Origin of the sequence: Streptomyces sp. SCSIO ZS0520 (genome assembly GCF_025643355.1) — a bacterium.
GTDB classification, from domain to species: Bacteria; Actinomycetota; Actinomycetes; order Streptomycetales; family Streptomycetaceae; genus Streptomyces; species Streptomyces physcomitrii.
The window spans coordinates 3,390,062-3,403,162 of the sequence record NZ_CP092644.1; the positions used below are offsets into that span (position 1 = coordinate 3,390,062).

At 72.9% G+C, this 13,101-nt stretch carries 12 protein-coding genes and 1 tRNA gene; 7 read left to right on the forward strand and 6 right to left on the reverse strand.

The genetic code is table 11. The annotated features are described in order from the left end of the window. The first annotated feature begins 225 nt into the window (after positions 1–225). Positions 226–900 (forward strand): Crp/Fnr family transcriptional regulator, encoded by a 675-nt coding sequence (locus MID12_RS12935; RefSeq protein WP_040250176.1) that lies wholly within the window; start codon positions 226–228, stop codon positions 898–900. Between the two features lie 113 nt (positions 901–1,013). Continuing rightward, positions 1,014–1,829 (forward strand): nucleotidyltransferase domain-containing protein, encoded by an 816-nt coding sequence (locus MID12_RS12940; protein ID WP_040250179.1) that lies wholly within the window; start codon positions 1,014–1,016, stop codon positions 1,827–1,829. A gap of 84 nt (positions 1,830–1,913) precedes the next feature. Here the strand turns inward: MID12_RS12940 and MID12_RS12945 are convergent, their stop codons facing one another. The 4 genes from MID12_RS12945 to MID12_RS12960 form a co-directional block, all read right to left on the reverse strand. After that, positions 1,914–2,747, reverse strand: a complete 834-nt coding sequence (locus MID12_RS12945; protein ID WP_040250182.1) for an MBL fold metallo-hydrolase — start codon at positions 2,745–2,747, stop codon at positions 1,914–1,916. Positions 2,748–2,934: 187 nt separating this feature from the next. Further along, a complete protein-coding gene (locus MID12_RS12950; RefSeq protein WP_263167133.1) occupies positions 2,935–3,855 on the reverse strand; it encodes an NUDIX hydrolase in 921 nt (306 codons plus the stop codon). Positions 3,856–4,018: 163 nt separating this feature from the next. Beyond that, complete coding sequence (locus tag MID12_RS12955) at positions 4,019–4,489, reverse strand: RidA family protein (protein WP_040250187.1); 471 nt, start codon at positions 4,487–4,489, stop codon at positions 4,019–4,021. Further along, on the reverse strand, positions 4,489–4,644 hold the full coding sequence (locus MID12_RS12960) for a DUF4177 domain-containing protein (RefSeq protein ID WP_121791750.1): 156 nt from the start codon (positions 4,642–4,644) through the stop codon (positions 4,489–4,491). Before MID12_RS12960 ends, MID12_RS12955 begins: the two co-directional genes overlap by 1 nt. A gap of 133 nt (positions 4,645–4,777) precedes the next feature. Here MID12_RS12960 and MID12_RS12965 point away from each other — a divergent pair, with 133 nt between their 5' ends. Then, complete coding sequence (locus tag MID12_RS12965) at positions 4,778–5,758, forward strand: ArsA-related P-loop ATPase (protein WP_040250190.1); 981 nt, start codon at positions 4,778–4,780, stop codon at positions 5,756–5,758. Continuing rightward, a complete protein-coding gene (locus MID12_RS12970; RefSeq protein WP_263167142.1) occupies positions 5,755–7,092 on the forward strand; it encodes an ArsA family ATPase in 1,338 nt (445 codons plus the stop codon). The genes MID12_RS12965 and MID12_RS12970 overlap by 4 nt, the downstream gene beginning before the upstream one ends. A gap of 202 nt (positions 7,093–7,294) precedes the next feature. Here the strand turns inward: MID12_RS12970 and MID12_RS12975 are convergent, their stop codons facing one another. Beyond that, the gene (locus MID12_RS12975; RefSeq protein ID WP_040250196.1) at positions 7,295–7,636 is read right to left on the reverse strand and encodes a WhiB family transcriptional regulator; all 342 of its coding nucleotides are present in this window, start codon (positions 7,634–7,636) and stop codon (positions 7,295–7,297) included. A 386-nt stretch (positions 7,637–8,022) separates the two neighbouring features. Here MID12_RS12975 and MID12_RS12980 point away from each other — a divergent pair, with 386 nt between their 5' ends. Next, a complete protein-coding gene (locus tag MID12_RS12980) occupies positions 8,023–10,293 on the forward strand; it encodes a transglycosylase domain-containing protein (RefSeq protein WP_263167145.1) in 2,271 nt (756 codons plus the stop codon). Between the two features lie 472 nt (positions 10,294–10,765). Here the strand turns inward: MID12_RS12980 and MID12_RS12985 are convergent, their stop codons facing one another. After that, the gene (locus MID12_RS12985) at positions 10,766–11,233 is read right to left on the reverse strand and encodes a GatB/YqeY domain-containing protein (protein ID WP_168538064.1); all 468 of its coding nucleotides are present in this window, start codon (positions 11,231–11,233) and stop codon (positions 10,766–10,768) included. 616 nt (positions 11,234–11,849) lie between these two features. Here MID12_RS12985 and MID12_RS12990 point away from each other — a divergent pair. Continuing rightward, positions 11,850–12,791 carry a metallophosphoesterase gene (locus MID12_RS12990; RefSeq protein WP_263167148.1) on the forward strand — a complete coding sequence of 314 codons (942 nt, stop codon included), beginning with the start codon at positions 11,850–11,852 and terminating at the stop codon, positions 12,789–12,791. Positions 12,792–12,999: 208 nt separating this feature from the next. After that, a tRNA-Pro gene (locus MID12_RS12995) sits at positions 13,000–13,073 on the forward strand. Positions 13,074–13,101 lie beyond the last annotated feature (28 nt).

Here is a 13,101-nt window from a genome sequence, read left to right on the forward strand (position 1 = left end):
GCCCGGGGCGCGCTCCCACCGGGGTTTTGCGGCACCCGTTCGGTCTACCGGCCGGTACGGACACCCGGCGGCCACGGGGCGCCCGGGCCCCCAATTGGCCCCCTCCTGCACGGCAACGCACGCCCGTGCGGCAGACTTGTGACTGATCGCACTGTGCGGACCCTCCCGCAACCCTCCGGCAAAAGGGGAGCAAGGTCCCCTGACAAGCCGACAAGGAGAGAACTCGTGGACGACGTTCTGCGGCGCGCCCCGCTCTTCGCGGCGCTCGATGACGAGCAGGCGGCGGAGCTGCGCGCCTCCATGAGCGAGGCCACGCTGGCGCGTGGTGACGCCCTCTTCCACGAGGGCGACCCCGGCGACCGCCTCTACGTGGTCACCGAGGGCAAGGTGAAGCTGCACCGGACCTCCCCGGACGGGCGCGAGAACATGCTCGCGGTGCTCGGCCCCGGCGAGCTGATCGGTGAGCTGTCCCTCTTCGACCCGGGCCCGCGTACGGCCACGGCCACCGCGCTGACCGAGGTCAAGCTGCTCGGCCTCGGCCACGGCGACCTCCAGCCCTGGCTGAACGCCCGCCCCGAGGTGGCCGCCGCCCTGCTGCGCGCCGTCGCCCGGCGCCTGCGCAAGACCAACGACCAGATGTCCGACCTGGTGTTCTCGGACGTCCCCGGCCGCGTCGCGCGCGCCCTGCTCGACCTCTCGCGCCGCTTCGGCGTGCAGTCCGAGGAGGGCATCCACGTGGTGCACGACCTCACCCAGGAGGAGCTGGCGCAGCTCGTCGGCGCCTCCCGCGAGACGGTCAACAAGGCGCTCGCCGACTTCGCCGGACGCGGCTGGCTGCGCCTGGAGGCGCGGGCGGTCATCCTGCTCGACGTGGAGCGGCTGGCCAAGCGCTCGCGCTGACACCCCGGACCGCCCGGCACCCGGCGCCCGGCCCCACCCGCACCGAAGGCCCTGGCCCGACAGCCCCGGAAAAGCAGGCGCGCCCCGCCCCCGCTCTCGCGCAGAGTGGGGGCATGCGCGCCGGAACGGGACTCGACGACCAGGGCTTCTTCGTACCCGAGGGTGCGCTCTCGCGGGTGCAACCGCCCTTCGACGCGGTGCTCGCCGCTGCCCGGCCCCGGCTCGAAGAGGCCTTCGCGGATCGGCTGGACGGCGCGTATCTGTACGGTTCGGTGCCGCGCGGCACCGCGCGGGCCGGCCGCAGCGACCTGGACCTGCTGCTCGTCCTCACCCGGGAGCCCGGGCCCGCCGACCGGGCGGCGGCCGGGGAGCTGGAAGCCGGGCTCGACGAGGAGTTCCGGCAGATCGACGGCGCGGGCATCCTCCTGATGGGCCGGGAGCGCCTGCTGAGCCCCGCCGAACGCCACGACGGCGGCTGGTTCCTGGCCTGTCTGTGCACCCCCTGGTTCGGCACCGACCACGTACCGCTGCTGCCGCGCTACCGGCCCTCCTCGCTGCTCGCCCGCGAGACCAACGGCGATCTCGGTGCCCGGCTGCCGCTCTGGCGCGAGCGGGTGGCGCGGGCCCGTACGGACGCCGAACTGCGCCTGCTGTGCCGGGCCTTCGCCCGCAAGCTGGTACGGACCGGGTTCACGCTCGTGATGCCCCGGCTGAACGCCTGGACCAGTGAGCTGGACGCCTCGGCCCTGGCCTTCGGCGAGTGCTATCCGAAGCGGGGCGCCCAGATGCGGCGGGCCGCCGCGGTGGCCAGGGAACCGCTCGCGGACCGCGCCCTGCTCGCCGCCTTCACCGAGGACCTCGGGCCGTGGCTGGCCGCCGAGTACGCCCGGGTGCACGGGGTGAAGTCCGAGGAGAACCCGGCAAGCTGAACGAGCTGAACACGCCGCATCAGCCGAACAGTCCGGACAGGCCGAACAAGGGGAGCGCAAAGGGAGCAGGGCGGCCGGGGGTGTTCAGCCGATGAGCCCGTGCTCGCGGAGGTATGTGAGCTGGGCGCGGACCGAGAGTTCGGCGGCGGGCCACAGGGAGCGGTCCACGTCCGCGTAGACGTGCGCGACCACCTCGGCGGCGGTGGTGTGGCCGTTCTCGACCGCGGTCTCGACCTGGGCGAGCCGGTTGGCGCGGTGGGCGAGGTAGAACTCCACCGCCCCCTGGGCGTCCTGGAGGACCGGGCCGTGGCCGGGCAGCACGGTGTGGACGCCGTCGTCGACGGTGAGCGAGCGCAGCCGGCGCAGGGAGTCCAGGTAGTCGCCGAGGCGGCCGTCGGGGTGGGCGACGACCGTGGTGCCGCGGCCGAGGACGGTGTCCCCGGTCAGCACCGCCCGGTCGGCGGGCAGATGGAAGCAGAGCGAGTCGGCGGTGTGGCCCGGGGTCCCCACCACCCGCAGTTCGAGGCCGCCGAGGGCGACCACCTCCCCCTCCGCCAGGCCCTCGTCGCCGAGCCGCAGCGCCGGGTCGAGCGCGCGGACCTTGGTACCGGTGAGCGCGGCGAACCGCCCGGCGCCCTCGGCGTGGTCCGGGTGGCCGTGGGTGAGCAGGGTCAGCGCGACGCGCTTGCCCGCCTGCTCGGCGGCGTCGAGGACCCGGCGCAGATGGCTCTCGTCCAGCGGCCCCGGGTCGATGACGACGGCGAGTTCGGAGTCCGGTTCGGAGACCAGCCAGGTGTTGGTGCCGTCCAGGGTCATCGCGGAGGGGTTCGGCGCGAGGACGTTCACGGCGCGGTCGGTGGCCGGCCCGGAGAGCACGCCTCCGCGGGGCTGGCCGGGAAGGGCTGCGGCGTCGGTCATGGGCGGGATCCCCCCGGTCGGGCGTGCGTGGGTGGCGGTTACGACGGTAGCGGCGGTACGGGGCGCGGGTCGCGGCGGGCGGCCCGTTTCCCATGGTGGTCGGCGCGCGAGCCCCCGCGGGCTCCCGTCGGAAACTTGTCACACGGTGTTCTTCCGGGGCGCGCCCGCGGGGCCCCGGTCGCCGCGCTCAGCCCGTCGGCCGCCCCGGCTCCGCGGCCGGCATGCGGGTGGTGAACTCGGCGTGCCGCGGCCAGGTCAGGACCACCTCGCCGTCCTCGACGCGGGCGCGGGCGATCACCGGCTCCAGGTCCTGCCGCGCGGCGGCGGCCAGCGCGTCGGCCGCGCTCGGGTGGCCGACGAGGGCGCGCAGGGTGGCGAGGGTGGGCGGCAGCATCACCATCTCGCCCTTCTCCTGCCCGGCGACCGCCTCCTCGGGCCGGATCCACACCGAGAGGTCGGCCTCGGTGCGCTCGGGGCCCCGGCCGTGCACGAGGGTGCGCTGCCCGGCCGGGAGGGCGGCCACGAAGAAGAAGGTGTCGTAGCGGCGGGGCTCGAACTCCGGGGTGATCCAGCGGGTCCAGGCCCCGAGCAGATCGGAGCGCAGCACCAGGCCGCGCCGGTCGAGGAATTCCGCGAAGGAGAGTTCGTGGGCGATGAGGGCGGCGCGGTCGGCCTCCCAGTCGGCCCCGGTGGTGTCGGCGACGACGGTGCCCTCCTCGGGCCCGGCGAGCAGCACGCCCGCCTCCTCGTACGTCTCGCGTACCGCCGCGCAGACGATGGCCTGGGCGGTGCTCTCATCGACGCCGAGGCGCGCGGCCCAGTCGGCGCGGCCGGGGCCCGCCCAGCGGACGTGCGCCTCGTCGTCGCGGGGGTCGACGCCGCCGCCCGGGTAGGCGTAGGCGCCGGAGGCGAAGGCCATCGAGGTGCGGCGGCGCAGCATGTGCACCTCGACGCCGGCGGGGGCGTCGCGCAGCAGCATCACGGTGGCGGCGCGGCGCGGGGTGACCGGGGTGAGCTCCCCGGCCGCGAGCGCGCGGATGCGGGCGGGCCACTCGGGCGGGAAGGCCTGGCTCCGGGACTGCGGCTCGTCGGACTCTGCGTTCGCCATGGCCGGAGGCTATCCGCTGCGGGACGGATGTTCGAGAGGCCCCGGAACCGGAGACTCCCGGTGCTCCGCCGCCTCGCGCCGTACGCCGTGCGGGACACGGCGTACGGCGTACGGGATGCGGGATGCGGCGTACGGCAGGCGGGGTACCGCTGCGGACCGCGGCTCAGGCCTCGGTCAGCTCCACCTGGACCTCGACCTCGACCGGCGCGTCCAGCGGCAGCGAGGCGACACCGACCGCGCTGCGGGCGTGCACCCCCTTGTCGCCGAGGGCGGCACCGAGGAGTTCGCTGGCGCCGTTGATGACGCCGGGCTGGCCGGTGAAGTCGGCGGCGGAGGCGACGAAGCCGGTGACCTTGACGACCCGGGCGATCCGGTCGAGGTCCCCGGCGACCGATTTGACGGCGGCCAGGGCGTTCAGCGCGCAGACGCGGGCGAGCTCCTTGGCCTCCTCGGCGGTCACCTCGGCGCCGACCTTGCCGGTGACGTGCAGCTTGCCGTCGACCATCGGCACCTGGCCGGAGGTGTAGACGTACACCCCGCTCTGCACGGCGGGCTGGTAGGCCGCGAGCGGCGGGACGACCTCCGGAAGGCGGTGGCCGAGCTCGGCGAGCTTGGCCTCGACTGCGCCGCTCATCAGGACTTCTCCCGCTTCAGATAGGCAACGAGCTGTTCGGCGTTGGGCCCGGGCACGACCTGGACGAGCTCCCAGCCGTCCTCGCCCCAGGTGTCCAGGATCTGCTTGGTCGCGTGCACGAGAAGGGGCACGGTGGCGTATTCCCACTTGGTCATGGGGGCGAGCCTATCGGCAAGCCGGGCCGGGCCCGCCGCCGCGCGGGCCGCGGGGCCGCGGGCGGTGTGATCCCCCTCCCGCCGCCGCCCGCTCGGTGCGTAGCGGGGCGCGGCACTGGTTAGGCTCGCATGTGTGAGCAGGTTCCAGGTCGTCAGCGGCAAGGGCGGTACCGGCAAGACCACGGTGGCCGCCGCACTCGCGCTCGCCCTCGCCACGGCGGGCAAGCGGACCCTCCTCGTCGAGGTGGAGGGCCGGCAGGGCATCGCGCAGCTCTTCGAGACGGCCCCGCTGCCGTACGAGGAGCGCAAGATCGCGGTGGCGCCCGGGGGCGGTGAGGTCTTCGCGCTCGCCATCGACCCGGAACTGGCCCTCCTCGACTACCTCCAGATGTTCTACAAGCTGGGCGGCGCGGGCCGGGCCCTGCGCAAGCTCGGCGCCATCGACTTCGCGACCACCATCGCCCCCGGGCTGCGGGACGTGCTGCTGACCGGCAAGACCTGCGAGGCGGTCCGCCGCAAGGACAAGGCGGGCCGGTACGCCTACGACCACGTGGTGATGGACGCCCCGCCCACCGGCCGGATCACCCGCTTCCTCGGGGTCAACGAGGAGGTGGCCGGGCTCGCCAAGGTCGGCCCGATACACAATCAGGCGCAGGCCGTGATGCGCACCCTGAAGTCCCGGGACACCGCCGTGCACCTGGTCTCCCTCCTTGAGGAGATGCCGGTGCAGGAGACCGTGGACGGCATCACCGAACTGCGCGCGGCGAAGCTGCCGGTGGGCCGCGTGATGGTGAACATGGTCCGGCCCGAGGTGCTCGACGAGGCGGCGCTCCGGCGGGTGCGCGAGACGCCGCCGCGCGCCGCCCTCGCCAAGTCGCTCTCGGCGGCCGGGCTCGGCGGGGCGCGCCGGGGCGGCGGCGCCGAGCGCCTGGTGACCCCGCTGTTGGAGCAGGCCGGGGAGTACGCGGAGCGCTTCGCCCTGGAGAGCGGCCAGCGCGAGGTGCTCGCCGAGCTCGACCTGCCCTTGCACGAACTCCCCTTCCTCGCCGGGGGGTTGGACCTCGCCGGGCTCTACCGGCTCGCCAAGATCTTGCGGAAGCAGGGAGTGGCATGACCCTGGACGACGCGGCCCCGGAGCCCCTGGACGAGACCCCGCCCGCGCTCGGCGTGGACGCCCTGCTCGACGACCCCGGCACCCGCATCGTGGTGTGCTGCGGCAGCGGCGGGGTGGGCAAGACGACCACGGCGGCCGCCCTCGGCCTGCGCGCCGCCGAACGCGGCCGCAAGGTCGTCGTCCTCACCATCGACCCGGCGCGCAGGCTGGCCCAGTCGATGGGCATCGACGAGCTGGACAACACCCCGCGGCGGGTCCCGGACATCAAGGGCGAGGGCGAACTGCACGCCATGATGCTGGACATGAAGCGCACCTTCGACGAGATCGTCGAGGCGCACGCGGACGGCGAGCGGGCCGCCGCCATCCTGAACAACCCCTTCTACCAGTCGCTCTCGGCCGGATTCGCCGGTACGCAGGAGTACATGGCGATGGAGAAGCTGGGCCAGCTGCGCTCCCGCGAGGAGTGGGACCTGATCGTGGTGGACACCCCGCCCTCGCGCTCGGCCCTGGACTTCCTGGACGCCCCGAAGCGGCTCGGCTCCTTCCTGGACGGCCGGCTGATCCGGGTCCTGATGGCGCCCGCGAAGGTCGGCGGCCGGGCCGGGATGAAGTTCCTGAACGCCGGGATGTCGATGATGACCGGCGCCCTCGGCAAGCTCCTCGGCGGCCAATTGCTGCGGGACGTGCAGACCTTCGTCGCCGCCATGGACACCATGTTCGGCGGTTTCCGCACCCGCGCGGACGCCACCTACCGGCTGCTCCAGGCGCCGGGCACCGCCTTCCTGGTGGTCGCGGCCCCGGAGCGGGACGTGCTGCGCGAGGCGGCGTACTTCGTCGAGCGCCTGGCCGCGGAGGACATGCCGCTCGCCGGTCTGGTGCTGAACCGGGTGCACACCAGCGGGGCCGCCCAGCTGTCGGCGCGGCGGGCGCTGGCGGCGGCGGAAAACCTCTCCGAGGCCGGCATTGTGGATCTCGGGGACGGGAAAGCTGACCGGGGCGACACCGGATCCGGCTCCGCCTCCCCCGCGCGGCAAGCCGGTTCGGACGATCCCGTCCCGGCAGCGGGCGCCGCCGGTACGGCCACCGAGGACCAGGGCTCCCCCGCCGAAGGACCGAGCGTGGACGAGATCACCGCCGGACTGCTGCGCCTGCACGCCGAACGCATGGAACTCCTGGCACGCGAACAGCACACCCGGGACCGCTTCGCCGCCCTGCACCCCGAGGTCGCCGTGACCGAGGTGGCGGCGCTGCCCGGCGACGTACACGACCTCGACGGACTGCGGACCATCGGCGAGCGGCTCGCGGCGAGCGGCGCGGAGGAGGCCGCGTCCTGACGCACGGGCGCGCGGCCTGACGCACGGGCGCGCCGATGGGGTGCCGCGTCGTGCGCGGCCGCGCCCGCGGGCCGTCCGTGGCGGGAGGTGTCGGCGGCCGCAGGCACCCGTGGCCGGCATGGGGCCGCGCCGCAGCGCGTCCCGGCCTCAAGTGCCGGACGCCGGGGACCACTTGGCGGTCGGCGCGGGATCCCCGCGGCGGTCAGCCGACCGCCGCGTAGCTCTCGAAGACCTCGTCCTCCTCGCCGACGGGCAGCAGGCCCGCGTCGCGCTCGTACTCCGAGCGCGCGGTCTCCAGGAGTCTGCGCCAGGACGTGACGGTCGGCCTGCGGCGCAGCAGCGCCCGGCGCTCCCGCTCCGTCATCCCGCCCCACACGCCGAACTCGACGCGGTTGTCCAGCGCGTCGGCCAGGCACTCGGTGCGCACCGGACACCCGGTGCAGACCGCCTTGGCCCTGTTCTGCGCTGCTCCTTGAACGAACAGTTCATCCGGATCGGTAGTGCGACAGGCCGCCTGCGCACTCCAGTCGGTAACCCAGCCCATACCGGCGCCGTCCTCTCCCGAATCGAGGCTCCCCCACCACGGCGACAGCGGCATATGCACCGCTGCCAGTTGAGGACGTTACGGAACGTGGGCAGAGCGCAACACCCCCTGCGGGCCCAATCTTGCATGGCCCGAACGGACTATGGGTACGCGGCAGATCACCCAACGGAGTGAGCCGAGGGCATATGCGACAAGCCCGGCATAGCAGGGCAGTTCAACGCGAGTAAATCCGGCGCTTCGTGACGCACTGTGCGATTCGGGGCAGGCTCCACCGGATTCGGGGACGGTGGAGGGGCGCCACAAGGCCTCATTGCCGTGACAGTTGAGAGCAGCTTAGGCCAAGGCATATACGCCTGTCCGGCGATTGGGAACGTAGGCTGGCCCCCATGGGAAAGAAGCGCCCGGGCTCCGGCCTGTCCCCCGCCCAGCAGGTTGCCAAGTTCCTCGGGGTCAGCGTGCTCGCGGGAGCACTGATGGCCGGTGTCGCGCTGCCCGCGGCGGGCGCGCTCGGACTCGCGGCCAAGGGAAGCGTCGAGGGCTTCGACGACATCCCCGCCAACATGAAGCACCCGCCGCTGAGCCAGCGCACCACCATCCTGGACAACCAGGGCGGCAAGATCGCCACGGTCTACGAACGCGACCGCACCGTCGTCGGCCTCAAGTCGATCTCCCCGTACATGCAGAAGGCGATCATCGCGATCGAGGACGCCCGCTTCTACGAGCACGGCGCGGTCGACATGAAGGGCATCCTGCGCGCCCTCAACGAGAACGCGCAGAGCGGCGGCGTCGCCCAGGGCGCCTCGACGCTGACCCAGCAGTACGTGAAGAACGTCTTCGTCGAGGAGGCGGGCGACAACGCCGACAAGGTCGCCGAGGCCACCCAGCAGAACATCGGCCGCAAGATCCGCGAGCTCAAGTACGCGATCCAGGTCGAGGAGGAGCTCGGCAAGAAGCGCATCCTGGAGAACTACCTCAACATCACCTTCTTCGGTCAGCAGGCCTACGGCATCGAGGCCGCCGCCGAGCGGTACTTCTCCACCTCCGCCAAGGACCTCGGCGTGGAGCAGGCCGCGCTCCTCGCCGGACTCGTGCAGTCGCCGAGCCGCTACGACCCGGTGGCCTCCCCCGAGGAGGCGACCAAGCGCCGCAACACCGTGCTCGACCGGATGGCCGAGCTGCACGACATCTCCGCCGCCGAGGCGAAGGCGGCCAAGGCCAAGCCGCTCGGCCTCAAGGTCAGCCAGCCCAAGAACGGCTGCATCACCGCCGTGCAGGGCGCGGGCTTCTTCTGCGACTACGTCCGCGAGGTCTTCCTCAACGACCGGGTCTTCGGCAAGACCCGCAAGGACCGCGTGAAGGTGTGGAACCAGGGCGGCCTGACCGTGCGCACCACCCTCGACCCGCAGTCCCAGCAGTCCGTGCAGGACTCGGTGCGCGCCCATGTGAACCAGTCCGACGAGGTCGCCACCGCCGCCACCCTGGTCGAGCCCGGCACCGGCAAGATCCTCGCCATGGGCCAGTCCCGCCCGTACGGCTTCAAGTCCGACGAGACGACGATGAACCTCTCCGTCGACCACGGCATGGGCGGCGGCGCGGGCTACCAGCCCGGCTCGACCTTCAAGCCGATCGTCGCCGCGGCGGCCCTGGAGCGCGGCACCCCCGCGGGCAAGCGCTACTCCTCGCCGTACGAGATGACCTATCCGAGCCCGGTCGCCCAGTGCGACGGCAAGCGGTGGAACAACTACGGCAACGAGAAGCTCACCAACGAGAACGAGTCCGAGCGCGGCCCCTACACGATGAAGGAGGCGACCGCGAAGTCGGTCAACACCTACTACGTGCAGATGATCTCGGACATCGGAATCTGCCCGGTGATCGAGATGGCCAAGGGGATGGGCGTGCAGCCCGCCAACGGACAGCCCATCCCGCAGACGCCGTCGATAGCGCTCGGCAGCTCGGAGATGTCCCCCCTGACGATGGCGAACGCCTACGCGACCTTCGCCTCCCGCGGCACCTACTGCACCCCCGTCGCCATCGGCTCGGTGACCGGCCCCGACGGCAAGGCCATGCGGGTGCCCAAGTCCACCTGCACCCGCGCCATGTCGCCGAAGACCGCCGACACCGTCAGCGCCCTGCTCAAGGGCGTGGTCGAGGACGGCACCGGCAAGCAGGCCGGCCTCGGCGCGGCCCGCCCGAGCGCGGGCAAGACCGGTACCACCGACAACCGCTACGCCGCCTGGTTCGTCGGCTACACGCCGAACCTCTCCGGCGCCGTCTGGGTCGGCGACCCCAAGCACGAGCGCCGGATGGTCGGCATCAGCATCGGCGGCGTCCCCTACGACAAGGTCTTCGGCGGCGAGGTCCCCGGCCCGATCTGGAAGGACGCCATGACCGGCGCCCTGAACGGCAAACCGGCTCCCGGCTTCACCGACGTCCACATCCCCGGCGACAAGCAGGACCGCCCCAAGCCCCCGCGCGACGGCGGCAAGCCCAACAAACCCGACGACGACGGCAACGGCGACGACGACAGCCCCTGGCCCGGCATCTCCCTCCCGCCCGACTTCATCGGCGGCGGGGGGAACGGCGGCAACGGCGGCGGGGGCGACAACGGCAACGGCGGCGGAAACGGCAACGGGAACGGCGGGGGGCCGTTGCGGTGAGGGGGGCCGGGGGCTCGGTTCCCGGCTCTCGGTCCTCGGTCCTCGGTCCTCGGCTGTGCGGTGAGGGACAGGCCGCTCGGGTCGGCCGGGTCCGCGGGTCCGCGGGTCCGCGCCGGGCCGGAGTCGCCGCGGTCGTGCGATGACCTGAGTGCGCGGTGCCGTGAGCGCGGCTCGGTGGCACGAGTGGTGCCTGAGCAGTGACCTGAGTCGAGTGGTGACATGAGTGAGGGGCGCTTCCCGGGGTGGGTTCCGGGGAGCGCCCCTCTTCGGGTGCGGTGGGCGGGGCGCGTTACTGCCGCCCGGGGTTCGCGGGTTGCCGCCGTACGCGGGCTGGGGCTGCTCTGGCGCGGTCGGGTGCTCGCGAGGTGGGGCTGGGGCGAGTTGCCGCCGTCAGCCGTTCGCGAGCTGCGACCGGGGCCGGGCTGCCGCCGTCAGCTAGTGGCGAGCTGCGACCGGGGGCAGGCCACCGCCGTCAGCCGTTGGCGAGCTGCTGCTTCACCGCGGCGGCGACCCGGCCGCCCTCGGCGAGCCCCGCCACCTTCGGGTTGACGATCTTCATGACCTGGCCCATGGCTCGCGGACCCTCGGCACCCGCCGCCTTCGCCTCCGCGACCGCCTGGGCCACGATCTCGCCCAACTCCTCGTCGCTGAGCTGCTTGGGCAGGTACGAGTCGAGCACCACGCCCTCCGCCTGCTCGCGCTCGGCCTGCTCGGGACGGCCGCCCTTGGCGAAGGCCTCGGCGGCCTCCCGGCGCTTCTTCGCCTCCCGCGCGATGACCTTCTGCACCTCGTCGTCGGAGAGTTCACGCGCGGTCTTGCCCGCGACCTCCTCCTTGGTGACGGCGGCGAGGGTCAGCCGGAGCGTCGAGGAGCGCAACTCATCGCGCTCCTTGATCGCCGCGGTGAGGTCTTCCTGCAACTTCGACTTGAGCGTGGTCATGCGGCTCAGTGTCGCAGGTACGCGGCCCCCAGCGCCCGCCCAATTCCCCGGGGCGAGCGTGCGCGGGCTTCCCCGGGGCGGGCGCGCACAGGTTTCCCCGGGGCGGGCGCCGGTGGCCGAGCGCCGGTCCACGACAACCGCGCTCCGGCCCGGGGCGTCGGTACGGGGCCACCGCGAAGGCGATGCGGAAGCACCGCGGGAGAACCACGAACGCAGCGAAAGGGCGCGGCGACAGCAGCTCTGCCTCCGCCGCACTTGCCCCCGTACCGACGCGAGCACGAGAGCATCGCGAAGACGCCGCGAGACACCTCGGCTCCCGCCGCGCCTGCCCTGTGCCCTGTGCCCCGCAAGAGAACGAAGACAGGAGAAGAGCAGGAAGGGAACGAAGACAGGAAGGGAACGAAGGCAGGCGGCTCAGTGGTGATCAACCCCGGCCGCTCACACGGCAGTTGCCCGGACACCGTGCCGACCGGCGATGCCTGGCCGCGGTCCGATCCCGGCCCCGTACCGTACGTACCTCTCGACGTACTTCCCGGACCGTCACCCGCGCCCCGGAGCCCCGCCCCGCCTCCCGCCCGCGCTGCCGGGGCCCCGCGGAGTCTGCGACGATGGGGAGATGCGCGCGCGATACGGAGTACCCCTGGGCATCACCGCCGCCGGAGTGGCGGGACTGGCCTACGCCGCCGGATTCGAGGCCCGTTCCTTCCGCCTGAGAAGGGTCACGGTCCCGGTGCTCCCCGCCGGGATGCGCCCGCTGCGGATGCTCCAGGTCTCCGACATCCACATGGTCGGCGGCCAGCGCAAGAAGCAGCGGTGGCTGCGCTCGCTCGCCGGGCTCCGCCCCGACTTCGTGATCAACACCGGCGACAACCTCTCCGACCCCGAGGGTGTCCCCGAGGTCCTCGACGCCCTCGGCCCGCTGATGGAGTTCCCCGGCGCCTATGTCTTCGGCTCCAACGACTACTACGGCCCCAAGCTCCGCAACCCGGCCCGCTACCTCCTGGAGAAGGCCGCCGGCAAGCACGGCCTCAACGGCAACCCCCCGGCGGTCGCCGCCGTCCACAACCCCTGGGAAGACCTGCGCGACGGCTTCGACGAGGCGGGCTGGCTGAACCTCACCAACACCCGCGGCACCCTCAAGATCGAGGGCGTCGAGATCGGCCTGACCGGCCTGGACGACCCGCACATCAAACGCGACCGCTACGAACGGGTCACCGGCGGCCCCGACTCCGGCGCCGACTTCTCCATGGGCATCGTGCACGCCCCGTACCTGCGCTCCCTGGACGCCTTCACCGAGGACGGCTACCCGCTCATCCTCGCGGGCCACACCCACGGCGGCCAGCTCTGCATCCCGTTCCGTGGCGCCCTGGTCACCAACTGCGACCTCGACACCGACCGCGCCAAGGGCCTCTCCACCCACACCACCGCCGGCCACACCGCCCACCTCCACGTCTCCGCCGGCTGCGGCACCAACCGCTACACCCCCGTCCGCTTCGCCTGCCCACCGGAGGCGACCTTGCTGACGCTGGTGGCGGGGCCGGGAACGGCGACGGAGTGAGGTCACCACGCAGGGGTGAGGCACCGTGCGGGGCGGCTGTCCGGGGGTACTGGCGCGGGGGCCCGAGAGCCGCAGGCTGAGCTGCTGAGCTAGGGAGGCCGCCGGTCGGTCCGCACCGGCCGGGGCCCGGAAACCGGATTTCGTCTCCGGGCGCGGGTCCGCTAAAGTAATCGATGTCGCCGCGACGTGCACAGCGAAGCAGCGACATCGGGGTGTAGCGCAGCTTGGCAGCGCGCTTCGTTCGGGACGAAGAGGTCGTGGGTTCAAATCCCGCCACCCCGACAGCTGAAACACCAGGTCAGGGCCGGTT